Annotated in this window: 22 protein-coding genes; 8 read left to right on the plus strand and 14 right to left on the minus strand. The window is 60.8% G+C overall.

What is annotated here, in order from left to right:
• Positions 1–46: 46 nt before the first annotated feature.
• A complete protein-coding gene (locus BM438_RS03090; protein WP_093632858.1) occupies positions 47–1,708 on the minus strand; it encodes a GMC family oxidoreductase in 1,662 nt (553 codons plus the stop codon).
• A 218-nt stretch (positions 1,709–1,926) separates the two neighbouring features.
• On the opposite strand from BM438_RS03090, the gene BM438_RS03095 reads away from it, so the two are divergent.
• Entirely contained in the window at positions 1,927–2,760 is an 834-nt protein-coding gene (locus BM438_RS03095; protein ID WP_093632859.1) for an IclR family transcriptional regulator, read from the plus strand.
• 94 nt (positions 2,761–2,854) lie between these two features.
• Here BM438_RS03095 and BM438_RS03100 read toward each other — a convergent pair whose 3' ends face one another.
• From BM438_RS03100 to BM438_RS03135, 8 genes are all read right to left on the minus strand, one after another.
• A complete protein-coding gene (locus BM438_RS03100) occupies positions 2,855–4,282 on the minus strand; it encodes an amino acid permease (protein WP_093632860.1) in 1,428 nt (475 codons plus the stop codon).
• A gap of 236 nt (positions 4,283–4,518) precedes the next feature.
• Positions 4,519–5,934, minus strand: a complete 1,416-nt coding sequence (locus BM438_RS03105) for an NAD(P)/FAD-dependent oxidoreductase (protein WP_093632861.1) — start codon at positions 5,932–5,934, stop codon at positions 4,519–4,521.
• A 19-nt stretch (positions 5,935–5,953) separates the two neighbouring features.
• A complete protein-coding gene (locus BM438_RS03110) occupies positions 5,954–6,358 on the minus strand; it encodes a nuclear transport factor 2 family protein (protein WP_093632862.1) in 405 nt (134 codons plus the stop codon).
• A gap of 260 nt (positions 6,359–6,618) precedes the next feature.
• Positions 6,619–7,596 (minus strand): CobW family GTP-binding protein, encoded by a 978-nt coding sequence (locus BM438_RS03115; protein ID WP_093632863.1) that lies wholly within the window; start codon positions 7,594–7,596, stop codon positions 6,619–6,621.
• Entirely contained in the window at positions 7,593–9,248 is a 1,656-nt protein-coding gene (locus BM438_RS03120) for an amidohydrolase (protein ID WP_093632864.1), read from the minus strand. Before BM438_RS03120 ends, BM438_RS03115 begins: the two co-directional genes overlap by 4 nt.
• A gap of 38 nt (positions 9,249–9,286) precedes the next feature.
• A complete protein-coding gene (locus BM438_RS03125) occupies positions 9,287–10,672 on the minus strand; it encodes a sodium:solute symporter family protein (protein ID WP_093632865.1) in 1,386 nt (461 codons plus the stop codon).
• Positions 10,673–10,690: 18 nt separating this feature from the next.
• Complete coding sequence (locus BM438_RS03130; RefSeq protein WP_093632866.1) at positions 10,691–10,900, minus strand: DUF3311 domain-containing protein; 210 nt, start codon at positions 10,898–10,900, stop codon at positions 10,691–10,693.
• A 362-nt stretch (positions 10,901–11,262) separates the two neighbouring features.
• The gene (locus BM438_RS03135; protein WP_244179237.1) at positions 11,263–12,642 is read right to left on the minus strand and encodes an MFS transporter; all 1,380 of its coding nucleotides are present in this window, start codon (positions 12,640–12,642) and stop codon (positions 11,263–11,265) included.
• Positions 12,643–12,790: 148 nt separating this feature from the next.
• Here BM438_RS03135 and BM438_RS03140 point away from each other — a divergent pair, with 148 nt between their 5' ends.
• The gene (locus tag BM438_RS03140) at positions 12,791–13,495 is read left to right on the plus strand and encodes an ArsR/SmtB family transcription factor (RefSeq protein ID WP_093632868.1); all 705 of its coding nucleotides are present in this window, start codon (positions 12,791–12,793) and stop codon (positions 13,493–13,495) included.
• Positions 13,496–13,784: 289 nt separating this feature from the next.
• A complete protein-coding gene (locus BM438_RS03145; protein ID WP_143131636.1) occupies positions 13,785–15,173 on the plus strand; it encodes a tetratricopeptide repeat protein in 1,389 nt (462 codons plus the stop codon).
• 36 nt (positions 15,174–15,209) lie between these two features.
• Here BM438_RS03145 and BM438_RS03150 read toward each other — a convergent pair whose 3' ends face one another.
• The 5 genes from BM438_RS03150 to BM438_RS03170 all read right to left on the minus strand — a co-directional run bounded on the left by BM438_RS03150 (position 15,210) and on the right by BM438_RS03170 (position 20,410).
• A complete protein-coding gene (locus BM438_RS03150) occupies positions 15,210–16,043 on the minus strand; it encodes a quaternary amine ABC transporter ATP-binding protein (protein ID WP_093632870.1) in 834 nt (277 codons plus the stop codon).
• Positions 16,044–16,066: 23 nt separating this feature from the next.
• Entirely contained in the window at positions 16,067–17,035 is a 969-nt protein-coding gene (locus tag BM438_RS03155) for an ABC transporter permease (RefSeq protein WP_093632871.1), read from the minus strand.
• A gap of 91 nt (positions 17,036–17,126) precedes the next feature.
• Positions 17,127–18,164, minus strand: coding sequence for an ABC transporter substrate-binding protein (locus BM438_RS03160; protein ID WP_093632872.1), 1,038 nt, complete (start codon positions 18,162–18,164; stop codon positions 17,127–17,129).
• A 94-nt stretch (positions 18,165–18,258) separates the two neighbouring features.
• A complete protein-coding gene (locus BM438_RS03165) occupies positions 18,259–19,485 on the minus strand; it encodes a M24 family metallopeptidase (RefSeq protein ID WP_093632873.1) in 1,227 nt (408 codons plus the stop codon).
• Positions 19,486–19,525: 40 nt separating this feature from the next.
• Positions 19,526–20,410 carry a HalD/BesD family halogenase gene (locus BM438_RS03170; protein ID WP_093632874.1) on the minus strand — a complete coding sequence of 295 codons (885 nt, stop codon included), beginning with the start codon at positions 20,408–20,410 and terminating at the stop codon, positions 19,526–19,528.
• A gap of 121 nt (positions 20,411–20,531) precedes the next feature.
• Between BM438_RS03170 and BM438_RS03175 the strand changes: the two genes are divergently transcribed.
• From BM438_RS03175 to BM438_RS03195, 5 genes are all read left to right on the plus strand, one after another.
• Positions 20,532–21,446 (plus strand): LysR substrate-binding domain-containing protein, encoded by a 915-nt coding sequence (locus BM438_RS03175; RefSeq protein ID WP_093632875.1) that lies wholly within the window; start codon positions 20,532–20,534, stop codon positions 21,444–21,446.
• A gap of 606 nt (positions 21,447–22,052) precedes the next feature.
• On the plus strand, positions 22,053–23,198 hold the full coding sequence (locus BM438_RS03180; RefSeq protein WP_093632876.1) for a porin: 1,146 nt from the start codon (positions 22,053–22,055) through the stop codon (positions 23,196–23,198).
• A 144-nt stretch (positions 23,199–23,342) separates the two neighbouring features.
• Complete coding sequence (locus BM438_RS03185; protein WP_093632877.1) at positions 23,343–23,810, plus strand: MarR family winged helix-turn-helix transcriptional regulator; 468 nt, start codon at positions 23,343–23,345, stop codon at positions 23,808–23,810.
• A gap of 16 nt (positions 23,811–23,826) precedes the next feature.
• Positions 23,827–24,390, plus strand: a complete 564-nt coding sequence (locus BM438_RS03190; RefSeq protein ID WP_093632878.1) for an isochorismatase family protein — start codon at positions 23,827–23,829, stop codon at positions 24,388–24,390.
• 55 nt (positions 24,391–24,445) lie between these two features.
• On the plus strand, positions 24,446–25,786 hold the full coding sequence (locus tag BM438_RS03195; RefSeq protein ID WP_093632879.1) for an MFS transporter: 1,341 nt from the start codon (positions 24,446–24,448) through the stop codon (positions 25,784–25,786).
• The last annotated feature ends 53 nt before the right edge of the window (positions 25,787–25,839 follow it).

Consider the following 25,839-nt stretch of genomic DNA (forward strand, 5'->3'; position numbering starts at 1 on the left):
GTTTTACTTCTTGTGGCCACTTCGCTTCGTTGTTTCTGCTGTTGCTTCAGTATTGCGCTTCCATGCTCCGCGATTGCACTTGCCCAGCCGGAAGATCGCCGGCGCGGGCATCCTCGAGAATCATGCTGGACGCCTTCTCAGCGACCATCACGATCGGTACGTTGGTATTGCCGGAGACCAGCGTCGGCATGATCGAACAATCGACCACCCGCAAGCCTTGCGTGCCATACACACGCAATCGTTCGTCGACCACAGCGCCCGGATCGCTCGCGACGCCCATCTTCGCAGTACCCGACGGATGAAAAATCGTCTGACCGTATTCGCGGCAAAAATGCAGCAACTCGTCGTCGCTTTGCGCTTCCCGGCCCGGCCGCACTTCGCGTTTCATCAGCGATGCCATCGGTTCCGTGGCGGCGACGCGGCGCGCGAAACGCACACCCGCGACCGTCGTGCGCCGGTCGAGATCGGTTGCCAGATAATTCGGCTGGATCGACGGAGCGTCGCGCATGTCGCTCGTGCGGATCCGCACGCTTCCGCGCGACTCCGGCCGCAACTGGCAAATCGAATAGGTGCAGCCGGGAAATGCGTGGACGTCGCCGCCTGCGGTATCGGCTGAGAGCGTGGAGAAGTGGAACTGGATGTCGGGCGTTTTCGCCTCATCCGGCAATGCGCGGCAGAACATGCCGCCCTGATTGATGCCGACAGACAATGGCCCCTCGCGAAACAGCGCCCATTGCAGCCCCATCTTTGCGCGGCCCGTCCAGGAGTGCAGCAGGTCGTTTGTGGTGATGGGCCGGGTCACTTCATAGGTCAGACGAACTTGCAGGTGGTCCTGCAGGTTCTCGCCGACACCGGCTCGATTGGCGACCACCGGAATACCGAGCTCATTGAGCAATTTTGCCGGCCCAACGCCCGACACCTGCAGCAATTGCGGCGACTGCAGCGCGCCTGCGGTCAGCACCACCTCGCGGTGCGCACGCACTTCGTGAACCTTGCCGTGCTGCACATAGCGAACACCCGTAGCACGGGTGCCTTCGAAGAGGATCTTCGACGCCAGCGCGTTGGTCTCGATTAGCAGATTCGGACGGCTACGCGCGGGCTTGAGGTAAGCGACGGCCGTCGAACACCGCCAGCCACGTCGAGTGGTCAGCTGATAGTAGCCGACGCCTTCCTGATCACCCTGATTGAAGTCGTCGACCGTTGGGACGCCCAGGCGATTTGACGCCGCGATGAACGAGTCCACGAGTTCGTGGCGCTGCTTGATCGTGGAGGCCCACAACGGGCCGTTCACGCCACGTGTCGGCGACTCACCCAGTTCGTTGTGTTCGAGCCGCCGGAAGTATGGCAGGCAATCCTTCCAGCTCCAGCCGCGATTGCCGAGTGCGGCCCAGTGGTCGTAATCCTCTTTCTGACCGCGAATGTAGATCAGCCCGTTGATGGAACTGGAGCCACCCAGCGTGCGCCCGCGCGGCCAGTAGAGCTTGCGGTCGTGCATGTTCGGGTCCGGGTCGGTGTAAAAGCCCCAGTTGTAGACCGGATGGAACATGGTTTTGCCGTAGCCGATCGGGATATGGATCCACAGAAAGCGGTCGGGCGGCCCGGCTTCGAGCAGGCATACCGAGTAGCGGCCATTCTCGGAGAGGCGATTGGCCAGTACACAACCGGCCGATCCCGCGCCGACGACCACGTAGTCGAAACTCCGTACCATTGATGTCTCCGTGCTGCTGGCTTGTTTTTAAAACCGGATCATTTCGTCCCAATTTATTGGATGGCAGTTTCGACTTCAAGCAAATCCGGTTACGATCGAATAATCCGGTACGAAAACCGACTTTTTCGTTTCATTTTTCAATCTGTCCGCGCGCGTTCATCCGGGTTGTCACTGATCCGTTCGGGCTGCATTTATCGTTATCTGCTTCGGGAAGGACAATGAGAGACACCACGCATCTCCCCTCACCCGCTCACGAACCCGCCGACGACACCCGCGTCCTGCGTGCGCTCAGCGTGCTGGAGCAACTTGCGTCCGCCGGACAACCGTCCTCGCTCTCCCAGTTGTCCTCACGTCTGCAGATTCCGAAGGCGACCCTGATGCGCCTGATCGAGTCGCTCGAAGCACGCGGTTACGTCACGCACATGCCGGACTCGCGCGGCGCCGATCGCGCGATTGCACTCGGGCCACGCGCCGCGCAGCTCGCCCTGACCACGCTCGCTAACAGCACGTTTACGCGTGCGTGCCGCTCGTTGCTGCGCACGCTCGTGGAGTCGCTCGGCGAGACCTGCAATCTCACCGTACTCGACGGCGATACCGTGCTGTACGTCGAGCGTGTCGAGACGAGTGAACCTTTGCGTCTGCATATGCAACCGGGCACGCGCGTCCCGCTTCATTGCACCGCCAGCGGCAAGCTGTTTCTTTCGCAGATGAGCTCGGCCGAGCGCGGACTTGTCATCCGGCGCTTGCCGCTCAAATCGATGACGTATCGCACCCTGACCGATATCGATCTACTGGAAGCGGAACTCGACCGCCTCGCCATGCGCGGCATCGGCGTCGACAACGAAGAGTTCGTGCGCGGGATGGTGGCGGTCGCCGTGCCGGTGCGCAACGTCGAGGACGGCCGCGTGCTCGCGGCGCTTGCCGTTCATTCGCCCACGGCGCGTTCCAGTCTTGAGGATCTCCTGAAAGCGGTGCCGAAGCTCAAGGAGATCGCCGTGCGCATCGGACCACTGCTCCAGCCTGCTGCGGCGACGGTGACCGCGACAAAGTAGCGACGCCGCGCCCCCAACCTCTCATTAGCAAAGCGCGGCGGCGATCGCGAACGACCCACCGCCGCACATCAAACAGTCCCCTCCTGGACAAGCCTCAGTGAGTACGCGGCCGATAGTCCACGAATTCCGGCTCAGTTGACGCTACGCCGCTTTTCCGGGCCCGCCATACATACGCCACAAGCAGCACGCCGAGACTCACCACCCCGAGCCACAGCGGCGTGCGCTGGTCCGGAATGAACGCCATCGCCACCAGAATGCCGATCATGCCGACGATCGCGAAGCAGGTCAGATACGGATAGCACCACATCCTCACGCGCAGCATCTCCGGCGCCTCGCGCTCGAGCCGGGCGCGCAGTTTCAACTGCGACACGGCGATCAGCACGTAGACGAAAATGGCCACCGTGCCGTATGAATTGACAAGGAATGCGAACACCGTGTCGGGCGATACGTAAGACATGACGACCGACACATAGCCGAACAAGGTGCCGATCAGAATCGCGCGAACGGGAACGCCGCGGCGATTGACCTTGGCAAGCGCAGCCGGCGCATCGCCGTGGCGAGTCAACGCAAACATCATCCGCGATGCAGCGTAAAGACCGGAATTGAGTGCGGACAGCACCGCAGTCAGCACGATCGCATTCATGACGTTCGCGGCGGCCGGAATACCCATCGCATCGAGCGCGCTTACATACGGTGTCGCCATCTTCGGCGAGTCCCACGGCACCAGCGCCACGACCAGCAGAATCGAGCCGACATAGAAAATCAGCACGCGGGTGATTACCGAATTGGTGGCTTTGGCGACGGCCTTGACCGGCTCATGTGCTTCAGCGGCGGCAATCGTGACGATCTCGGCGCCAAAGTAAAAACCGGTCGCGGCAACTGCGCCGCTCAGCACCGGTCCGATCCCCTTCGGCATCAACCCGCCATGCGACAGCAGCGTCGGCATCACCGAGGTGGTATGCATCGACGCAGGCCACAGACCCAGCACGTAGAGCGCGCCGAGGAACAGGAACACGATGATCGCCGCCACCTTGATGGACGCGAACCAGAACTCGAACTCCCCGTAGCTGCCCACCGAGATCAGGTTGGTCGCGGTCAACACGACCAGCAGCACGAGACTGATCGCCCATGCCGGCGTATCCGGCAGCCAGAATTGAACCAGCTTCGCGCCGGCCACCGCCTCGACGGCCACAACAATGACCCAGAAATACCAGTACATCCAGCCGGTCAGAAAGCCAGCCAGTTTGCCCGGCCCGCGCTTGCCGGCAAAGGCGAGGCGCGCGTATTCATAAAACGAACCCACCGCCGGCATGGCGCACGCCATTTCTCCGAGCATGCGCATGACGAGCACAATCAGGCCGCCGGTAATCAGAAACGACAGAACTGCCGCCGGGCCGGCCTGCTGGACCACCACGCCGCTGCCGACAAACAGGCCCGCGCCGATCACGCCGCCTAGCGCGATCATGGTCATGTGACGCTCTTTAAGGCCGGTCTTCAGTTCACTCTTGTTCGATACCTGCATGTCACCTCCACATCCTGTTGATGGCGGCGCCGGTCGTGCGGGATGCGAAGCTGCGCGCATCCCCGGAACCTGAGCGCCGTCAATTCGGATCGAGCGAGGACGCTTGCGCGTTCCGCTGCATCGTGTCTTTTCTTATGATTTAACGCGCAGACCTGTCTGGCTGCGCAACGCCGCGCAAGTGACGCACGACGGCTGGCGAACAACGTGCTGCGGATAACGCGGCACGCAGGCCGCGCTCAAGGTTTCTCGTCGCGCCGGAAATACAACTGGTAGAGCATCCGTTGTCCAATGCGACGGAACGGCGCGAACGGATGGCCGGGCAATGGAGACGTGAAGATCGGCAACGTCTGCTTCGACCCTTTACCTGCAATCCGTTCGGCAAGGCGTCGCCCCGCCTGCTGGGAATATGACACACCGTTGCCACCATAGCCCAGTGCGTAAAACACCGACTGTTTCGGATCCGGCTGGCACACGCGCGGCATCATGTCGTGACTCACATCCACCCAGCCCCACCATGAATAGTCGATCTGGACACCGCGCAATGCCGGAAACTTGCGGCCCATCCCTTCGATGAGCAACTCGTAGTGGCGTGGATTCGGCGCATCCGCACCGGTGATCGCGCTACGACTGCCGATCTGCAGCCGGTTGTCCGGCAGGAAGCGGTAGTAGAAACGCAGCGTGCGCGTATCGGTGAGCACCTGGGTCGTTCGAAAATTGCAGGCGGCGATTTCCTGCTGCGTGAGTGGACGCGTCACCATCGAATTCGACAGGATCGGCATCACCCGGCTCGTCAGGGAAGGATGAAGGTCCGGCGCCGTGTACGCGCCGGTTGCAATACCCACGGAGCGGGCCCGCACGACGCCGCCCGGCGTGCGCAAATGATGAATGCCGTTGATGGTTTCCCAGCCGATCACCGGGCTCGCCGGATGAACGCGCGCACCTACTTCGCGTGCGAGCCGCAGATAGCCATACGCGAGCTTCAACGCGTGGATGCCGATGCCTTCGGGTTCATGGAGCGCGCCAGCCGCCTCGCAATCGTTGACGTATTCGCGGCGCAACGTGGCCTGATCGATGAGCTCGGACGGATAACCGAAAACGTCTTTCCAGACTTTGGCTTCGGCGGCGAGTTTGTCCATCATGCGCGGCCGGTGTGCAATCAGAAAGTGGCCACCCGGTTGCGGATCGCAATCGATTTCCGCTACCAGCGACTTGAAGTTGTCGAAGCCTTCCTGGATCTCGTCGTGCATTTTCAACGCGACGTCTTTACCCCAACGCTCGATCCATTGGGAACGCGACAGGCGTCCCGACGCATTCTGCCCTTGTCCGCCGTTGCGGCTGCTGCAGCCCCAACTGGTTTTGTTGGCCTCGAGCACCACAGCCTTGATGCCATGCTCGCGCGCGAGACACAGCGCCGTTGCGAGCCCCGTATATCCCGCGCCGATGATCGCCACGTCCACGTCGATATCTTTCGTGATCGGACCATCGTCCGGCGGCGGCGTGCCGGCTGTCGCGGCCCAATAGGTCGGCGCGTATTGCTTGCCGTGCCCCGGTCCCGGCGAGACCAGCGGGTCGTATCTCGGGTCATACTGTGTTGCGCTGTCCCGCCCTGCGGACAAACCTTCGCCGACCCGTGTGATGACACTTTGCTCCATGAGAAGCTCCTCGTCGGCGTCAAACGTTCTGCTTGGGACGTTCCTTGCGGAACGCGCGCTTGACTGCGATCAGACCATCGCGGAACTCGAAGAGATCGCAGCCTTCTGCTTCGATGCGCCAACCTTCTGCATGTGTCCCCGTGAATACCCATTCGGACACACCGCGTTCCCCGAACACGTAGTGACGGCCCTTCCCCCAATGCGCATCCCGGAAAGTCTTGAAGACTGCTTCGAACGCTGCGCGCACCGCATCGCGGCCGACGAAGCGCGCGCCATAGACTTCACTTCCTCCTGCCGCGTCGAACACACAGTCTTCGGTCATGAAGTCCATCAGCGCATTCGCATCGTGACGATTGAACGCGGCGGAAAATGCGGCGAGCGTGTCCGCGGTGACTTTCGATGCGGACGTTTCTGTTGTGGCCATGCAATGTCTCCTGCTTGGTGAATTGGGTGCGACTCGTGAGCTTGCCTAAGCGGCGATCTCTTATGGAAAAGTGTAAGTTTGGTGACCACTCGACGGTAGGGCCAGTGCGCTGGTTTCGCCTGGTGCAGCGTGCGGCGAGGAGACGCGGGTTGACTGGCCTCGAACCGGGTTTTCGGAATCGGGCCGTTGGGGGCTTGGGGGCCTTACTGTGCCTGACGTGCCGGGCGCGATGATCGCGGCACGCTCGCGCGAGGCTGACGCTAGTTCAGCACTTGCGTGCTTTCGAGGCAGCGCTTCACGGTACGCTCGTCTTCGTCGCTGAAGCGACCGATCAGAACGATCGTCGATTCGCCCGCTGCGTGACCCGCGAAATGACCCGCGAACGGCGTGATCAGAATGCGACCGCCGACCACATGGAGCTCCTGCGGAGAAGCATCCTGGTCGAGCCATACGATGCCCTTCGCTCGCAATAGCGGGACCGTCAACGTGCGAAACACGTCCTTGAGTTTCTTCCTGTCGAGGCGAAAGTCCGAGCGGAAGGAAAAACTGCAGATGTCCTGATGGCTACTGACGTGCCCGCTCGCCGCGAGAGCGGGCTCACCGGTGCGATGACGAGGCACGACACTCGCGTCGAAGATCAATTCCAGCGGGATGGACCCGTTTGCGGATTCGAGCAGGATAGACGTGGTCGCGAGCGCTAACACCGCCTCTGTCGTCGCGACCTTCTCCTGCTCCGTCACAAGATCGGTCTTGGTGAGCACAAGGGCCGTCGCACCCGCGATCTGCCGGCGCACAATATCGCCGACATACGGGTCGAGCAAGGTCACACCGATCCGCTCCGCGTCCACGGCAACGATGATCCCGACCAACCTGAATGCCCGGTCGAGCAGACCGATCTGCGCGATCTTCACGGGATCGGAAACACCACTGGCTTCGATGATCAACAACTCGGGACGCTCAGGACGCGCGCTGATTTTCACGAGCGCATCGACGAGGCGACCGCCAATCGAGCAGCAAACGCAACCATTCTCCAGATTGATGACATCGTCCGTGCGTTCGCGGATCAGTGCGGCGTCGATATTGATATCGCCGAAATCGTTAACCAGCACCGCCACCCTGCGCTGCCCCGCATTCGAGAGCACATGATTGAGCAGCGTCGTCTTTCCCGCACCGAGATAGCCGCCGAGCACCACCAGCGGAACGGGTGGCCGAACGCCAGATTGCGCCACGTCGTTCATTTTGCCGGCGACTGAAACACACGGCCGCCCAGCACCGTGCCCCACACTTCGACGTCTTTCAACTTCTCAGCCGCGACCTCGGTCGGGTCATCCGCCAGCACGGCGAAGTCCGCGAATTTGCCCACCTCGATACTACCGATCAGATGCTCCATCTTGAGCGTATAGGCGGCCCCCAGCGTAATCGCGCGCAATGCGTCCGCCACGGGGATGCATTCGCTCTCACCCAGCACGCGACCGCTGGCCGTCTTGCGCTGCACCGCGCACCACGCTGTAAACAGCGGGCTTAACTGCGTAATCGGCGCATCCGAATGAAAGGCATAGGGAATGCCCAGACGCCGCGCCGTTCCCGCGGCGTTCATCCGGTTCGCCCGGTCGGGGCCCATGGTCTGCGCGTAGTGCGCGTCGCCCCAGTAGTAGATATGGTTGGAGAAAAAGTTGATGCACATGCCGAGTTTCGCCGCGCGGGCCAACTGGCTCGCGTTGGCCATCTGACAGTGCTGCAGCGTGTGGCGGTGATCGCTGCGCGGACAGGCGTCGAGCATCTTCTCGATCGCGTTCAACACGACCTCGGTGGCTTCATCGCCGTTGGTATGAATATGAAGCTGCAGCCCCGCGCGGTGAAACGGCGTAAACACTTCTTCCAACTGGCTCGGCGGAATCAGCCACAAGCCGTTCGGGTGCCCGCCGACATAACCCGGCCATTTAAGCCGCGCCGTAAAGCCCTGAATCGACCCATCGACGATAAATTTAACCGGGCCAAACCGCAATTTCTCCGTGCTGTCGTGAATGGCCGCCAGTACTTTTTCGACGCCGTTATCGGGGCTTCGCTGCGGAGCAAACGCGGGCACGATTCTGACCGGATACTGCGGGTCGGCTGTGACTTCGCGCAGGTTGCGATTGCCCAGCGCGGACAGATCGTTGACCAGATCCGTCGCGGTGGTCACGCCCGCGAGTTGCGCGACCTTGCCGAAGTTCCAGATGGCCTCGGTCTTTTCGCTCGCCGCAATGGAAAGCTGGCTGCCTATCACCTGATACACCGGGAACATGGCGGCGAATTCCTGCAGCTCGCCGGTTGGCCGGCCTTCGCTATCCTTGTCGATCCCGTCGATGTCCGTGTCTTCGTCAATACCGGCGAGCGCCAGCATGGCGGAGTTGACGTTCATCAGGTGCACACTCGCGTGCAGCACGACAATGGGGCGGCTCGCGGAAACGGTATCGAGTTCTCTAACCGACAGACGGCTCGCGCCGAAGAAAATCGGATCGAAGCCCCACGCGAGCAGCGGCGCCTCAGCGTCCGTCATGACGCGTTGCGCTTCGGCGAGCCGTTCGATCACCTCGTCCAGCGTTTTTAGTCCTCGCCACAGTTTGCCGTCAGGGCCGAGCCGGTCGTAGTAGCCGAGATACACGGCATCCCACATGGCGCCTTCCATCAGATGACAATGCCCTTCGACGAGACCGGGCATCAGCACCTTGTCCTGGAACGTGTCGACGATCTCAGCCTCGCCCCAGCGGCTCACGTCCTCCAGATTACCGACGGAGAGAATTCTGCCGTCTCGCACGGCAACATGCGTGGCCTGCGGCTGGGCCGGATTCATCGTCAGAATTTTTCTGGCAACGAAGACAGTGATGGGACTTCGTTCAATCCGATTCATGGATAGCTGTTCTTTGGTTTAGGACACAGGCCGAATGATCAGGACAGCGCATGCACCGGCTTACGCTTCCAACCATGGTTCAGCACCGCAGTCACCGCGATATTGATCACGAGACACAGCAGGCCAAGGTTGAATCCGCCGAGATCGACATGAAGGATGTAAAGGATGATCGCGAGGATCTGGCCAGTCAGAATACCCGTTGCGACAGCGGCTGGCTTGACTCGAAGCGAAAACAGAATGACCATCACGCCCGGGAAAAACTGGGTCACGCCGTAGTACGCGGTATTGATTAGGGTGAGCATCAGATTCGGCGTCAGCAAGGTCATCACGATCGAGACCAGCAGGTAGACCACGATCACGGTCTTAGCGGTGGCTTTCTGCCTGCTCTCGGGCATCTTCGGCAACAGATTGCGCGTCACGAGCGGGCCGATGGCGAGGCAGATACCCGTCAGTACCAGCAGACCCGAAAGCGCGGCGCCGGCCGCGACCAGACCCAGCAACCAGCCCGGCAGCAGCCGGATCGCTGCCGCAAAGAACGCTTCATTCGGCGACGCGAGATGCAGGTTCTGACTGATCGCATAGTACGAAGCGATGACCAGAAACGGATACATCAGCATGTACAGCGGCATGGCAACCTGCGTGCGCCGGATCGTGTTCGGACTGGTGGCCGTGAAGAAGACCTGCACGGCGAACGGCATCACGTAGAACCCCAGCGACTGGAAGAGCATGGTGCTCATCGAAAACGTCAATTGACTGGCGATCATGCTGTTGCTGACGTGCAGGCTCGCTGCATGAAAGACTTCCGTGACGCCGGATTGCCACGAAACCGCGAGTCCGGTAATCACAATCGCCACGACCATCAGCACGTCTTTCAGGATCGCAATGTACGCCGAAGCCCGCACACCGGAAATGGCGATGTAGGTAAATGCCAGCATCGCTGAAATCAGAATCAGATAGAGCGGCTGAAAATTCCAGCCGAGGCCCTTGAACGCGGCAACGAGCCCCGTGAACTGCAACTCGCCCCAGGGCAGCAGGAACAGAATCGCCGACCCGGCGACGATCACCTCAAGCGCACGGTTGCTGAAATAGCCTTTGAACAGGTCGGGCAGCGTAATCGCGTTATAGCGTTTGCCGGCCTCCCAGATTTTCGGCCCGATGAAATAGCCGACGGGATACGCCAGCAGGATGTATCCCAGGAACCAGACTCCATACGTGGGGCCCTTCGCATAGATGCCGCCTGGAAAGCCAACCATCGTGCCGATACTGTAGATTTCGCCCGCAGCGAGAAAGAACACCAGATACGCGCCAAACTGCCGGGACGCGACAAAGAAGTCATGAACGCTTTGCGCGCCATGTCCTTTCTTGGACCGTATCGCCAGATACAGCGAAAAGAGAATCAAACCGAGAAAGACAACGGTGGACATCCTGGCTCTCCTGCTGCTTCAGTGGGTTTGCGGATCGGCTTCTTCCGCGCGACGATCGAACAGACGCCAGCACACCTGCAGGCAGATGGACGTCAGGACAAACCACGCGAAAATCCACGCATAGATGAACGGCACGCCGAAGACGAATCGATCGACCGAAGCGACCCAGGGCAGCAGGCCTATCACACCGATATAGGGGATGCCGATCCCGATCAGGAACTTGAGCATGAAGTCTCCGTCTGCTTTTCGTAAGCGATGAAATCGTCTCTGCTGAATCCGCCTGCCTATGCAGGACTGGCCCGGGGTAGCGGCGATCCGCGGCGAGCGGATGTGGCACAGCGGCCATAGCAGATGAGTTCAGTATCGGTGGCCGAAAATGCACCTGACTAGTACCAGCGATAATAAATCGCCTGGTCCACATGAGGGGCCATGAGCGGGCATTGCACCCGCTTCTACGAATATGGCCAGGTCGTTTTTACGTGACTAACGCGATCAACCGGCAACGCAGCAGCCAAGCTGCTCACGAGATGTTCGAGCCGGCGAAGCGCCGATACTGCCCAGCGCGCCGCTCTTTTTACGGTTCGTCCCGCTTACCAGGCATCGCTGCCCGCATAACGCGCCGCCACGGCCAAAGCGACACTCCAAACCAGCGCGCCCAGCAGCGACAGGCCGATCGCCAGATAGACCGCCACACGAATCCCAACGTCGACTGGCTGGATCGCGCTCATCAGCGCGCCGAAGATCGCGACGCCAAAAGCGGCCCCTGTCTGCCGGCTCGCATTGAGCACGCCCGCCCCGACGCCGGCACGCGCCTTGTCCACTGCTGTCATCAGCGCAGCGGTCGCCGCCGGCGAAATCGCCCCCGCCGCGAAACCGACGGCGGGAAAGCAAAGCGCAATACGCCAGTACGGCGCATCGTCCGCGAGCGCGACGAGCCCAACGAAACCCACTGCATACAGCAGGAAGCCGGCACAAACGAGCCGGTGCGCACCATACGTCCGGTTCAACGCACCGGATGCAAAGCTGCCGATGGCCACCATCACGGTCAGCGGCAGGAATGCGAGGCCGGTCTGCAATGGCGACCATCCGCGGGCAGACTGGAAGTACAAGCTCAGCAGGAAAAACAGGCCATAGAAAATCAGACCGGAAATCAGCGAAACGAATGCCGACGCGGAAAACACGGGACTACGAAAGAAGCCTAACGGCAGCATCGGTTGTTTGCGCCTGCCCTCGGCCAGCGCGAATGCAACCCAGGCGGCAAGCGCAATCACCGCACCAGCCCGTATCACGGCCGCCTGCCATCCGAGCTTCGCCCCCTCGATCAGCACGGCTACCGACGCGCCAAGCGCAACAACGGCAAGCAGTTGCCCGGCGACATCCATCGACCTGTCCGAGCTGGCCGGCCGCACCGCACCGATGCGCGTGGTCAGCCACGCGCCGATCAGCGCGATCGGCACGTTCACCAGAAAAATACTGCGCCAGCCGAGCAGATGAGTTAGCAGACCACCGGCGAGAGGCCCCGCCGCCATCGCGATACCGCCGCATCCGGCCAATACGCCGATCGCGCTCGCGCGCTGCCGGGCAACCGGAAAGGCATGATTGATCAGGGTCAGCGAACACGGCACCAATAATGCCGCGCCGACACCTTGCAATACCCGCGCAACCACCAGAATCTGCAAATCCGGCGCCAATCCACATAACGCCGATGCGCAAGCGAAGACCAGCAGTCCGGCGAGATAGACCGTTTTCGCGCCGATCCGGTCGCCTAGCGCGCCGCCGCTAAACAGCAGGCTGGCAAACGTCAGCGTGTAAGCGTTGACCACCCACTGCAGCCCGGCAATATCCGAACCCAGACTGGCCGCAACCGGCTCAAGCGCGACGTTTACGATCGACGTATCCAGGATGACAATGACGTAGCTGAGGCTCGTCGCAATCAACACCCGCTTCTGATATTCACGTTTATCGTTCAAGAGTTTCAGCCCCTATTTTCTGCTTCGCCGTTGACTATAAGGCGACCCACACAGAGAATGCTTCGGGCTGTATCGAAGTATGCGTACGGACAACTGTTCACCTGCCGGCAGGCGTCGCTCACGCATTAATGACGGACATTGCACATAAATGGGTCAGCACAATATTTCGAGCGTTGCACACCTGATCGCCGAACCGGTTCGTTCGGTGATGCTGATCACGCTCGCCGACGGCAGCACCATGTCGGCCGGCGCGCTTGCAGCCGCGGCGGGCGTGACTGCCCAGACCGCCAGCTCGCACCTCGCCAAGCTGCTCGACGGCGGCTTGCTGAGCGTGGAAAGCAAGGGCCGGCATCGCTATTACCGGCTCGCCGGCGCGCACGTTTCGCACGTGCTTGAAAGCCTCGCGTCGGTTGGCCCGGTCACCCCGGCCTGGCGCAATACGCCGAATCGCTCGGCGCAGGCGCTACGTTTCGCGCGCTGCTGCTATGACCATCTGGCGGGCCAGATCAGCATCGCTGTGACGCAAAGCATGCTCACGCGGGGTTTCATCGTCGAGGCGAGCGAGCGCCGCTACGCGCTCACCACATCCGGCCACACGTGGCTGCAGCAACTCGGCATCGATATCGGCGAGCTGCCCGTCGGCCAAACGGAACTGGCCCGCCAATGTCTCGATTGGACCGAGCGGCAGTTTCACGTCGCGGGGCCGTTAGGCGCCCGGCTGATGGATGCCTTTCTTGCATGGGGCTGGGTGCGCAAATCTTCCACCACGCGATCGGTGGCCGTCACGGCGCTCGGCTGGGATGGACTCAAGACGCACTTCGGCATAGTGCGCGAGACAGTCGAAACTGGTTAAAAGCGTCAGGTCACGTAGACCGCTCAATTGTTAAATCCTCGCCTCGCAGCTTCGTTTTGTTGAAGCCGGCTCACCGAGGGGAGGCAACATGCACGCACCGAGACATCATCGCGGAGCTGATCGGCCGCCGCATCTGAGAGCGGTCAAGCCAACCCATCAGTCGCACCCGGGATCCGGACCCGAGCCGGAACAGAAACCCAGGCAGAAGCCAGGGCCGACGCCCAAGGAAACGGGCACCCCGCACGAAGACCGTCTTGCGAAGCTCGCAACCTTCACGTCCAACCTGCGCATGGTTTCGCTGAACCTGCTGCTTCTGATCGGCGCATGTCTTGCCGGCGCCGTGCTGTGGAAACTGCTCTCCGCACGCGAGACCGTCATCGAAAATATCTCGGTTCCCGAGGAAATCGCCAAAATCGGCTACTCCAGCGACGTGGTCCAGTCACTCGTCGCGGGCCAACTGATCTCCCTCGAAGAGAGTGCGGCAAACGTGATACCCGCCTCTGCCAAAGAAGAAATCAGGCTCGATTCCGACATGCCGGATTTCTCGGTGCCCGGCACCTCCATTTCCGCGAAGACGATCCTGCAGTACGTGCGCGAGGCGCTGCCGCTTCCGGTTTCGACCATCTCAGGCAGCGTAACCTGCGCCAAGGACCTCTGCACTCTGCACCTGGTCCTGGTGGAACGCGGCCACGTTTATAATTTCGACACGGACGAAGGCGCAATCGCCGATCTGAAGAAAAAACTCCCCAAAGTCGCCATTGATGTGCTGAAGAAGCACAGTCCTTATATCTACGCCTCGTACCAGTCGGCCGAAGCCCAGACGCGCTGCTACGATGACAAGAAAGCCTGCGATTTTTCCGAGCCTGAGCGGATATTTTCGAGCATCGTCAACGCCGGAGACGAACAGCCGAACTACAAATGGGCCCTCCTCGGACTCTCGAAGATCAACGAGGCGAACCACGACTACAAAGGCGAAATCAACGCGGTCAGCCGCCTATCCACGGAATACCCGTCGTCCTGGAGCTTCTATAACTGGGGCGTCGCACTCAGCGAGCTCGGTTGCCACAAACAGGCGATCGGCGCGTTCGAACGATCCATTGCCTTGCATTCGTCACGGGAGGCGGCGTTCAATGCAATTGGCCGCGCCTGGCTGGCACTGGCGAGGCAAGCACCTGACCGCCATTCCGCCGAAGCGGAGTCCGACCTGCAAAATGCGCGCGACGATTTCCATATCGCCGTTTATCTGAAACCGGACTATCAGGAAGCGCACGTCAATCTGGCGGAGTCGCTCAAGCTGCTCGACGATGACAGCGGCGCGCGCCGCGAATACTTGAGCGCCATCAAGATGGATCCGACACGCGCGGGGCTCGCCTATGCCAGGTACGCCGAACTGGTCCGGAATCCGAAAGAGCGGAGTGAGCTCCTCGGCCTTGCAAGCTGGGCCGACAGCTTGCACAAGGAATGCCGCGCGAGTAACTCGACCTCACTGCTCGAGTCGCAAGGTTGCAGCGTCGCCATGCAGGCGGAAACAACTCACTTCGCTGACACAGGAAGTTATGCTGGAATCGAGACCGTTGCAGCAACGGCGGCTTCGGCACCCGACTGCCAAAGCCTCGCGGTCGATAACATACTCGGGCCCAAAGATGGCTTGCCCGACATTCCGGAGATTGCACCGTAAAATCGGGCGCAGCACCCCGCGCATACAAGCACTGTATCAATGGCTGACTGCGCCGCGATCCGAGCGGCGCTCGACAAAACGCCTCACGTAGTCATCCGCGGGGCGCGTCAGGATCTCGTTGGGCGTCCCTTCCTGCACGAGTTTGCCGTCGCGCAGAATCGCGATGCGGTTGCCGATCCGCAGTGCTTCGTCGAGATCGTGCGTGATAAATACGATGGTCTTCTTCAGCGTCGCCTGCAGTTGCAGCAACTGGTCCTGCATTTCCGTGCGAATCAGCGGGTCGAGCGCGGAAAATGCTTCGTCCATCAGCAGCACGTCCGTATCCGCGGCAAGCGCACGGGCCAAGCCGACCCGCTGACGCATGCCACCGGATAACTCGTCCGGATAGTGTTCGTCGTAGCCGTTCAGGCCCACCTTGCCGAGCCAGACACGGGCTTTCTCATTGGCTTCGGTCTTGCGTTCGCCACGCACACGCAATGCATACGCCGTATTGTCGAGCACGGTCTGATGCGGCAACAGTCCGAAATTCTGGAACACCATGCTGACCTTATAGCGGCGCAGGTCACGCAGGCCTTGCGCGCCGAGCTTGATGACATCTGAACCGTCGATCACGATCTCGCCCGCGGTCGGCTCGATCAGCCGGTTGAAATGGCGCACCAGGGTCGACTTCCCGGAACCGGACAGTCCCATGATCACGAAGATTTCGCCCGCGCCGATATTCAGGCTGACGTCGTTCAAGCCGACATTGCATCCGGTCTGGACCAGCACATCGGCTTTGCCCTTGCCGCTTCGCAACAGGTCGAGCACGCGCGCATGACTGGCCGGCGGACCGAAAAGCTTGTACACGTGGTTGACTTCAATCGCTGCCATGTCGCTCTCCTCGCTTTTTCCAGTCATTTGGCCGTGCGGGTTTCGAGCCCGCCATCAGCCGCCGATGTTTCGTCCGTATTCGCGCTGCCCACACGATAAGGAATGCGCGAAGCCGCCCGGGCCTTTCTGCGCTGCGCTAATACCCGTCGCGCACGGCGGTCCTGTCCATAGCCCTGGCTGATACGGTCGATCACGATTGCGAGGATCACGATGGCAATACCCGCCTGCGTCCCCTTGCCCACGTCGAGGGTCTGAATGCCGGCGAGCACATCTTCGCCGAGGCCGCGCGAACCGATCATCGAGGCGATCACCACCATGGAAAGCGCCATCATCGTCGTCTGGTTGATGCCGGCCATGATGCTGGGCCGCGCCAGCGGCATCTGCACGTTCACCAGCAATTGCCAGCGCGTCGTGCCGAAGGCGCGCGCCGCCTCCACCACCTCGCTGTCCACATGGCGGATGCCGAGATCGGTCAGGCGAATCAGCGGTGGCAGCGCATAGATGATGGTGGCAAGGATCGCCGGCACCTTGCCGAGGCCGAACAGCATCAGCACCGGAATCAGATAGACGAAGCTGGGCAGCGTTTGCATGACGTCGAGCGTGGGTAACAGCACGCGCCGCAGCCATGCGCTGCGCGAGGTGAGAATGCCGAGCGGCACACCTAGCGAGACCGACAGCACCGTCGCCACCAGCATCAACGCGAGAGTCTGCATCAGCTTTTCCCAGAGGCCGAAACAACCGATCGCATAGAGCAGCAGCATGAAGAAGCCGGCAACGCTCAGGCGCCGCGTTGCATTCCACGTCACCGCGCCGACCGCCAGCAGGATCAGCCACGGCGGTAGCGCGCGCAAAGCGCCTTCGAGCGGCACGAGCACATAGCGTAAGAGCGCAATGCTGAACTGGTGAAAGCTGTCGCCGTAGCGGGTAACGAACGATTGCACGGCGTCGTTCACCCAGTCGGCAATCGAAAGATGCAGAAAAAACGAATGCATGACCCATCCTCCACTACACGTACACCACCTGCAGTCCGGCACGAAGCCGCAAGACTTCGTGCCGTCGAAATCCGCCTGACGTTACCGCCCGTCAGGCGCCAGCGAGTCCGGCCTGCACTTTCGACGCGACGTCGGCAGGCACCCATTGCTTCCACATCTCCGGATGCTCGCGCAGGAATTGCGTGGCCATGGCCGAGCCGTCGAGTTTCTTCGTGCTCATCTCGAGAATCGTGCTGTTCAGGAAGTCCATCGGAAACTTGACCTTGCCGAGCATCGACACGAGTTGCGGGTCGGCGTCGTAGAACGGCGTGGATACGCCTACCGTGACATGCGAGACCATGTACGAGGAAGCGCATTGCGAGGTGCTGCTTTCGTCGCGCAAGGTCTTCCAGCACGCGTCGTTATAGGCAGGCATCTTCAATTCGACGAACTTATACTTCGCCATTAACGCGGCCGGGCCCCAGTAATAGAACACGATCGGCGCGCCACGCTGGTAAGCGGAAGCGATAGCGGCATCGAGCGCGGCGCCGGTGCCTGGGTGGAAGTTGGTGTAGGTCGCATCGAGATTCAGCACCTTCAGCAAGCGCGTGTTGACCCGCTCGCAATCCCAACCCGTCGGGCAGTTTAGAAAGCGGCCCTTGTCCGGTTCCTCGTCGTCGGCGAATACGCTCTTGTACTTGGGCAGGTCGGTCACTGAAACAAGACCTGCTGCGAGCGGCTTGATACCGCGTTTGGGATCACCCTTCACTACATATTCCGGCACGAACCAGCCTTCCTTCGTGCCACCCGGCAAGGTGTCGCCCACCAGCTTGACGCTGCCCGAGGCCACGGCCTTCGCGGTGATCTCGCTGCGCCCGGTCCATTGTTCGGCCCATACCTGCACGTCGTTGTGCGCGAGCGCGGTTTCGGTAGCGGCCGTGCTGCCGGGCACGACATCGGTCTTGCAGCCGTAACCCTTCTCCAGAATCTGCCGCAGCACTTCGGTCGCAAAGGAGCCGCTTTCCCACGTAATGCCGGCGAAATGCACCGTCTTGCCCTGCGCGCACCAGCTATCCGCAGCGTGCGCGCTAACGCCGGTCAAAGCCATGGCGGCGGCGCACAGCACCGTCCGAAGTTGTCTGAATTGCATCGTCGATCACCCTTGGAGCGTTGAATTGCAATGAGCCGGCATGTGCGAGGGCCTTGGCCCTTGCCTCACATGCCGATGAGGACACGCCATGCACTCAGGCGAGCAGGCGCTTCTCGAACGGATAGTCGGACAGCAGTTCCACGCGGCCGTCATCGCGCACATACACCTGCTCTTCCAGCTTGACGCCTTCGCCGCCATCTTCATGGCCGATATAGCTTTCGATGCACAGCGTCATGCCGGGCTCGATCACGCCGTCATAGCCCTTGGCGTCGTTGTCCTCGCGATGGACGATGTACGGATACTCGCCGGTCATGCCGACGCCATGCGCAAGCGCGAAATAGCGGCGCGCCTGATAAGGGCCGGGAATCTTCCAGGCCTTCCCAATGAACTCCTGAAACGTCGTGCCGGCGCGCACGTTCTCCATATTCGAATGCACCTGTTCGTAGGCGAGTCTGTAGAGCGTTTTCTGTGCTGTCGTAGCGGGAGCGTCGCCGCACAGGAAGGTGCGCGAGAAGTCCGCGTAATAGCCGAAGCGCCCCACGACGTCCGTATCGAGGCCAACGAGCTCGCCTGTCTGGATCTTGCGCGGGCTGCTTTCCTGGAACCACGGATTGGTGCGCGGACCCGAGCTGATCAAACGTGTTTCCACGTAGTCGCCGTCCGTTTCAATGATGTGCTTATGCAGATGCGACCAGAGTTCGTTTTCGCTGATGCCTGGCACGAGAGCGGCCTCCAGCTTACGCACGCCCTCTTCGGCGGCGCGCAAAGATGAGCGGATCATCTTGATCTCGTTCGGCACTTTGATCGAGCGGGCCCGTTCGAGCGGTTCCTGCGCGTCGCTGATCTGATAGCCGCGCGCTTGCAACGCAAAAGCCGCCGCCGACGTCGCGCTCTCGATGGCGATGCGTTTGCCGCCGCCGCTCTGCTTGACCAGCTCGTCGATTTCGTCGGCCCAGCGTTCGGTGACGCGGCCCAGCATGTCGTCGCAGAAGTAATAGGAAATCGCGGTAGCGGGCCGCACTTCGTCGACGGTGTCGAGCCCGTCGGCGAGAAAATCGCAGCCGGCGTATTCGAACAGCACGACCTTGCCTTCGGCCGGTACGAACAGATAGCGCGCCGGATTGCGCATCGAATAGACCTGCATGTTGCGCGAGCCGGTCGCGTAGCGCATATGCGTGGGGTCGAACAGGATCGCGGCGGTCAGATCGCGCTTCTTTAGCTCGCGACGTACGGCGGCAAGCCGGTCACGCTGAATCTGCGCGATTTCCTGCTCAGTGGGTTCGCAATCTTCCGGGCGGTGAGTCGGGCGAATAATCGTCATGTTTTTGAAGGGGATGTGGGGTAGTTTTATAAAAACAGCTTCAATCGACGAGGTCGTCCGCGCGCACAAGCCGCTGTTCAGCTTCCAGATGCATTTCGGAAACTCGTCCATACAGTTGACGCGTGCGTTCGAGCCTGCCGATCACACCGGGCTTCTGCGAGTACGCGAAGATCGCGGTATGCCGGTCGATGCCGCCCTGCACCTTGGTGACGCGGTGCAATGAAAAACGTCCTTTGAACAGTTGCAGATCGCCGGGCTGCAACGTGATCACATTGATCGGCGCACGAGTCTCGCCGCGCACCACGCTGCCGACGTCGCCATAGTTCTCGCCTTGGGGAGAACGGATGTTCGGGCAATACTCGAAATCGCCGCCCGCTTCCGGCTGTTGCGTCATCATCGAGACGATGAATTCGTTGGTGTCGTAGTGCCACGGCTGTTCGGTGCCCGGCGGCATGACGTTCTGAACCAGTCCGGCATAGGGGTCCGCGTATTCCCAGACACGCGTTTCGCCGAGGCAGGCCGCGACGAAACGCTTCATCGCCTGGGCCACATAGATGCGATGCACGATCGCGTCGGCGGGAATCACATCGCGGGTGACGAAGCCGCTGGTGCGGTCCATGAAGACGCGGCGCGGATCGTCGGCGGGCAGCGACGGGTCGTCCGCCGTGAAGTAGGCGTTGACCTTACGAGTCGAAAAGTAGGTCTTGGCCGCCAGCGCGACACCTTCGGCCCGCGCCTGGACGAGCGCCTCGGGTCGCAGAAAACCGTGCAGCACCGCGCTGCCGTTGCCCGCCAGGTGTGCGCGGCAGCTTGCGATCAGCTCGCGCATACGGGGATGGTCCGGATCGTGCAACGGATAGCGCCCGGTATCGACGATGTCGCTCAAATCGTTGCATTCGGCATCGGCAAGAGGAAGGACTGACACGGCGGGACTCCAGATTAGGGGTTCAGACTGATTTGTGACGCGAATTGTTTTCGACAACAATCACCTCACTGACGCCCCCATGTTTTGATCGCCAAATTTCTTTGGAAAGCGAGTAATTCCGATGGCTTCCATCAGCGGACCCGATTGGTCGAAACTGAGTTCTCTGGACCCCGAACTGGTGCGGGCGTTCGTTGCCGTGGTCGATAGCGGCGGGTTTACCGCGGCGGCCAAATTGCTGCACCGCACACAGTCGACCATCAGTCTGCGAATCCGCACGCTGGAGGACCGGTTGGAAACGCACATGTTTCTGCGTAACAGTCGGCGGTTGGCTTTGTCGCGCGATGGCGAGAATTTTTTGATTCACGCCCGACGGATTATTCAGGTGCAGAACGAGGCGATTGCCGCGCTGAACCGGAGTAATAGTGATGGGGTGATCCGGTTTGGGCTGCCCGAGGACTATGCGGAGTTATGGCTGCCTGAGTTGCTCAAGAAGTTTTATGCGCTGAGGCCGGGCGCGCGGCCGCATATTCATTGCCGGATGTCGTTGGAGTTGCTGGAACGGTTGCAGGCCGGGGAGCTGGATCTGGCGCTAGTGGTGCGGCATGGGTCGCAGACCAGTGGGCGGCATCTCGGGCGTGAAGAGGTGGTGTGGGCGGCGCATCGGGATTTTGTTCTGGAGCCTGAGGTTCCTGTGCCGTTGGCTTTGTTTCCTGAGACTTGTTGTTATCGGCAGCGGGGGCTTGAAGCGCTTGCCGCGCTTGAGCGGCAGTATCAGGTCGTTTATACCAGTCAGAGTCCTACTGGGATTAAGGTTGCTGTTAATCATGGGGCTGCTGTTACGATTATTGATCGATGTACTTTGCCGGATAATTGGCGGGTTTTGGGGGTTCAGGATGGGTTGCCGGTTTTGCCTGCGGCTGATCTGGAGTTGCATCGGGCTTCGGTTAATCGGGATCCTGCGGTGGATGTGTTGGCTGGGTTGATTGAGGAGATGGTGGTGGAGAGGCGCAATGTTGGTGTGGGGGTTGCTGCCTAGCTTTTGCTGGTTTGTTGCCTGCGCGGCGCTTGCTGTCAGTGTTCTTAGGGTTTTGGCCTTTCCTTGTTCTGGCTTTGGTGCCTTTCCTTGCATTGTTAGTGGTCTATTAGCGTTGCCCCTGTGCGGGGCGGCACTTACTTTCTTTGCCGCCGCAAAGAAAGTAAGCAAAGAAAGCGGCTAGATGCCCCTGCTAAGCGGGTCCCGCAGCTCGCTCACGGTAGTGGTGCGACTGGAATCTGTGTTCGTGCCACTACATGCTCTTGTGACAAGGGCGTCATTCTTCCGGCGGCGCTGCGCGCGCCGAAGCGTTGTTCTTAACACCGTTTGGTTTGTCACCCTTCTCGCTTGGTCCTTGGTCCTTGGTCCTTCGCCCTGCGTCTCGTTCGGTTGTGCCTACCTCCTCTTGCCCTGGCTTCTCTCGCGTGTTGTTCGCGCGCTCCTCAGCTGATTAATTCGGATCGCAAAGGGTTTGCGGTTGGTTTGTCGTCTCTCCTGTGATTGCTCCATCGGGGTTTCCGATTGGTGCCATCAGAATTCCTCGCTTTGCAAAAAGTATTGTCCGGAAAATCATGCGTCGGCCACTTGCCAAACCATTCCGGAGATCTTATGAAAAAGAATGTCCTCGCTGTCGCCCTGGTCGGCGTCGTCGCCTCCCCCGCTTTCGCGCAGAGCAGCGTGACGCTGTATGGGGTCATCGATGAAGGGATCGACTATACGAATAACGTCGGGCACGGTAGCGTCGTGGAGCTCGCCAGCGGTTACGCTCAAGGCAGTCGCTGGGGCTTGAAAGGCTCCGAAGATCTCGGTGGTGGTCTCAAAGCAATCTTTCAACTCGAAAATGGCTTCGATCTGAATTCCGGGCGGCTCAATCAGGGCGGTCGGATGTTCGGGCGGCAAGCCTATGTGGGGCTGAGCAGCGATCGCTTCGGCTCCGTTACGCTTGGCCGTCAATACGATTCGGTCGTCGATTACCTCGCGCAAACTACCGCCAACGGCAATTGGGCAGGCTATCTGTTTGCGCACCCGTACGACAATGACAATACCGATAACTCGTTTCGTGTCGATAACACCATCAAGTACGCCAGCCCGGATTTCTCGGGGTTCCAGTTCGGTGGCACGTATAGCTTCAGCAACGATACGAATTTCGCCAACAATCGTCAGTACAGCTTCGGCGCTCAATACGCAAATGGCGGGCTGCTGGTCGCGGCGGCCTATTTGCAGGCGAATAATCCCGGCGTGGGTTCGAACGGGGCAATTACCGCCAACGATGCAAGCTTCATCGCCGGACGCATGCGCGTGTTCGGCGGCGGGATCAATTACACGTTCGGCTCTGCGACGGTCGGCTTCGCGTATACCAACTCGAACTACAAGGACCCCACCGGTAACGGGTATATCGGCATCCCGCTTGCCGCGAACGGCGTCCTGCTGAACACGCTCAAATACCAGAACTTCGAAGTGAACGGCAAATACCAGATCACACCCGCGTTCTTTGTCGGCGCGCAGTATGTCTACACGATGGAGACATACGACGCATCCACTGGCAGCGTGAAGCCCAAAATCCACTCCGTTGGACTGATGGCGGATTACAACCTGTCCAAACGCACGGACGTCTACGTTCAAGGCGAGTATCAGAAGGTCGCAGGCAGTTCGACCAACTCGATTCTCGACGACGCATTCGTCCCAGGCACGCAGTCTCCCTCGTCGACGCAGAATCAGGTCGTGGCCCGCGTGGCGCTTCGCCATAAGTTCTAAACGGCGCGTCGCCGCGCGCCAACCCGATTACTCAAGCCCAACACGGAATGCGTGGCTCACCTTGCATTCCGCTGTCAATCCAGTCAACTTGACTCCCGGCAGATACGAAGGTAACCTTCGTAGGTAACCTTCACATCTGCCGGTATGTCCAGCAACGACACTCAGCCCACACGGCCCCTCTCCGATCCCGACGCGTTGCATGCAACGGCGGAAGATCTGCGCGTACTGGTCGGTAAGTTACGCCGCCGGTTGCGCGAAGAAGCACATGTGGGCGATTTCACGCCGTCGCAGGTGCAGGTTCTCAGTCTGCTCGAACGCGAAGGTCCGGCAACGGTCACCGCGCTCGCGCGCATCCAGGGGATGCGGCCGCAATCCATGGGCGAGACGCTTTCAGTTCTGAAAGCAGCCGGACTCGTGAGCGGCGCACCCGACCCGAACGACGGGCGGCAAACCGTCCTCTCCCTCACGCCCGCCTTCCGCAAGAAAATCAAGGCAAGCCGCGCGGCGCGCGAAGACTGGCTATTCCGTACGATCCAGACCCGCTTCTCCGCCGCCGAACAGAAACAACTCGCGATTGGCGTCGACTTGCTCAAACGCCTCATCGATTCGTAACTCTCAGGAAAACACCATGGCCCTCACTACGCTCGACGCAATGACCGCATTGGTCGTCATCGATTTGCAGCAAGGTATCGTCGCGCTGCCTACTGCCCATCCCACCGCAGAGGTTGTCAAGCGCTCCGTTGGTCTGATCGATGCATTTCGCCGCCACGGTCTGCCGGTGGTGCTCGTCAACGTGGCAGGTGGCGCGCCCGGCCGCGCGGAACAGTCGCGTCCTGCCGGCGACTTCCCCGCCGGCTTTGCGGACCTCGTTCCCGAACTGAATCAGCAGCCGTCGGATCATCTGGTGACCAAGCGCACCTGGGGCGCGTTCACGAACACCGACCTCGAAGCGTATCTGCGCAAACAAGGCGTCACGCAGGTGGTATTGGTCGGCGTTGCCACCAGCATCGGCGTCGAGTCAACCGCGCGTTTCGCCCAGGAACTCGGCTTCAACGTCACGTTCGCGGTAGACGCGATGACGGACATGAACCTCGACGCGCACACCAACAGCATCACGCGAATCTTCCCGCGCCTCGGCGAAACAGGCACGACGCAGGACGTCCTCGATCTGCTCGAGACATCGCGCGCATGATCATGCGTCTGAACCGCTGTGCGGCGCGGCGAATCGTCCACTCGGGGATGTCCCGGTGAGCGGCACATTTCGTTCGCTGCGTACGTTCAACTACCGGGTCTGGGCCAGCGGTGCGATCGTCTCCAACGTCGGGACATGGATGCAGCGCACGGCACAGGACTGGCTCGTGCTCACTGAACTCACGCATCACAATGCCACCTCCGTGGGCATTGTGATGTCGCTGCAGTTCGGGCCGCAAATGCTCCTGCTGCCCCTAACCGGCTATGCGGCCGATCATTTCGATCGCCGCAAGCTGCTGTTCGCCACCCAGGGGGCGATGGGCACGTTGGCGTTATGCCTCGGGATTCTCACCGTGACCGGCCTCGTGCAATTGTGGCAGGTCTATGTGTTTGCGGGCTTGCTCGGCTGTGTCACCGCGTTCGATTCACCGGCGCGCCAAACCTTTGTCTCCGATCTGGTGGGAGAAGCCGATCTGTCGAACGCGGTCGCGCTGAACTCCACCTCGTTCAACGCAGCGCGCATGATCGGGCCTGCCGTCGCAGGGCTATTGATCGCCTCAGTGGGCACGGGCTGGGTGTTTCTGATCAACGGGCTCTCCTTCGTCGCCGTACTCGGTTCGCTGCGCATGCTGCGCATCAGCGAACTGAATGTGAAACCACGTGCAACACGCACGCGCGGCAGCTTCGTGGAAGGTTTCAAGTATGTGTGGCGCCGTCCCGATCTGAAGGCCGCGCTGTTGATGATGTTTCTGATCGGGACGTTCGGGTTGAACTTCCCGATCTTCATCTCGACCATGTCGGTCACCGCTTTTCATGCGGGCGCGAGTCAATACGGCGTGCTGAGCTCGACCATGGCGATCGGTTCGGTAACCGGTGCGCTGCTCTCCGCACGCAGAGCGAAGCCTCGCATGGCTCTTCTGCTCGGCGCAGCGGCCGTTTTCGGCGTGGGCTGCACGATCGCCTCGCTCATGCCGAACTACGTCTTGTTCGGCCTGGCGCTCATCGTGGTTGGCGTGGCGACGCAGACCTTCAACACGTCGACGAACAGCCTCGTGCAAATCTCCACCGAGCCGGCCATGCGTGGCCGGGTCATCGCGATCCTGCTGGCCATCGCCCTGGGCGGCACGCCACTCGGCGCGCCGGTGGTGGGTTGGGTCGCGGATCGCTTCGGTCCGCGTTGGGCGCTCGGCGTCGGCGCTGCATCGGGTTTCACGGCGGCGGTCGTCGGCTTGATGTATCTGGTCAAGTATCGTCAGTTGCGCGTGTATGTCGAGGCTGGGCGTTTGCGCTACAGCATCGATGATCCGCGCCAGGCGCCGCCTTATGTCAGTCCCGTCACGGCAGTACAGAATGCCGTGTTGCATGAAGCCGAAGAGGATACGTCGGCTGGGGTTTGAGGGGTGCTGCGCGGAACGCGTCGAAGCAGCGGAGCGCCCCGTTATTTCGTCGA

Origin of the sequence: Paraburkholderia aspalathi, from assembly GCF_900116445.1 — a bacterium.
In the GTDB taxonomy this organism is placed as follows: Bacteria; Pseudomonadota; Gammaproteobacteria; order Burkholderiales; family Burkholderiaceae; genus Paraburkholderia; species Paraburkholderia aspalathi.

What these genes read in the sequence shown, in the direction of transcription:
- BM438_RS03090 (WP_093632858.1), bottom strand. Translation starts at nt 1,708, where the DNA reads ATGGTACGGAGTTTCGACTACGTGGTCGTCGGCGCGGGATCGGCCGGT.
- BM438_RS03095 (WP_093632859.1), top strand. Translation starts at nt 1,927, where the DNA reads ATGAGAGACACCACGCATCTCCCCTCACCCGCTCACGAACCCGCCGAC.
- BM438_RS03100 (WP_093632860.1), bottom strand. Translation starts at nt 4,282, where the DNA reads ATGCAGGTATCGAACAAGAGTGAACTGAAGACCGGCCTTAAAGAGCGT.
- BM438_RS03105 (WP_093632861.1), bottom strand. Translation starts at nt 5,934, where the DNA reads ATGGAGCAAAGTGTCATCACACGGGTCGGCGAAGGTTTGTCCGCAGGG.
- BM438_RS03110 (WP_093632862.1), bottom strand. Translation starts at nt 6,358, where the DNA reads ATGGCCACAACAGAAACGTCCGCATCGAAAGTCACCGCGGACACGCTC.
- BM438_RS03115 (WP_093632863.1), bottom strand. Translation starts at nt 7,596, where the DNA reads ATGAACGACGTGGCGCAATCTGGCGTTCGGCCACCCGTTCCGCTGGTG.
- BM438_RS03120 (WP_093632864.1), bottom strand. Translation starts at nt 9,248, where the DNA reads ATGAATCGGATTGAACGAAGTCCCATCACTGTCTTCGTTGCCAGAAAA.
- BM438_RS03125 (WP_093632865.1), bottom strand. Translation starts at nt 10,672, where the DNA reads ATGTCCACCGTTGTCTTTCTCGGTTTGATTCTCTTTTCGCTGTATCTG.
- BM438_RS03130 (WP_093632866.1), bottom strand. Translation starts at nt 10,900, where the DNA reads ATGCTCAAGTTCCTGATCGGGATCGGCATCCCCTATATCGGTGTGATA.
- BM438_RS03140 (WP_093632868.1), top strand. Translation starts at nt 12,791, where the DNA reads ATGGGTCAGCACAATATTTCGAGCGTTGCACACCTGATCGCCGAACCG.
- BM438_RS03145 (WP_143131636.1), top strand. Translation starts at nt 13,785, where the DNA reads ATGGTTTCGCTGAACCTGCTGCTTCTGATCGGCGCATGTCTTGCCGGC.
- BM438_RS03150 (WP_093632870.1), bottom strand. Translation starts at nt 16,043, where the DNA reads ATGGCAGCGATTGAAGTCAACCACGTGTACAAGCTTTTCGGTCCGCCG.
- BM438_RS03155 (WP_093632871.1), bottom strand. Translation starts at nt 17,035, where the DNA reads ATGCATTCGTTTTTTCTGCATCTTTCGATTGCCGACTGGGTGAACGAC.
- BM438_RS03160 (WP_093632872.1), bottom strand. Translation starts at nt 18,164, where the DNA reads ATGCAATTCAGACAACTTCGGACGGTGCTGTGCGCCGCCGCCATGGCT.
- BM438_RS03165 (WP_093632873.1), bottom strand. Translation starts at nt 19,485, where the DNA reads ATGACGATTATTCGCCCGACTCACCGCCCGGAAGATTGCGAACCCACT.
- BM438_RS03175 (WP_093632875.1), top strand. Translation starts at nt 20,532, where the DNA reads ATGGCTTCCATCAGCGGACCCGATTGGTCGAAACTGAGTTCTCTGGAC.
- BM438_RS03180 (WP_093632876.1), top strand. Translation starts at nt 22,053, where the DNA reads ATGAAAAAGAATGTCCTCGCTGTCGCCCTGGTCGGCGTCGTCGCCTCC.
- BM438_RS03185 (WP_093632877.1), top strand. Translation starts at nt 23,343, where the DNA reads ATGTCCAGCAACGACACTCAGCCCACACGGCCCCTCTCCGATCCCGAC.
- BM438_RS03190 (WP_093632878.1), top strand. Translation starts at nt 23,827, where the DNA reads ATGGCCCTCACTACGCTCGACGCAATGACCGCATTGGTCGTCATCGAT.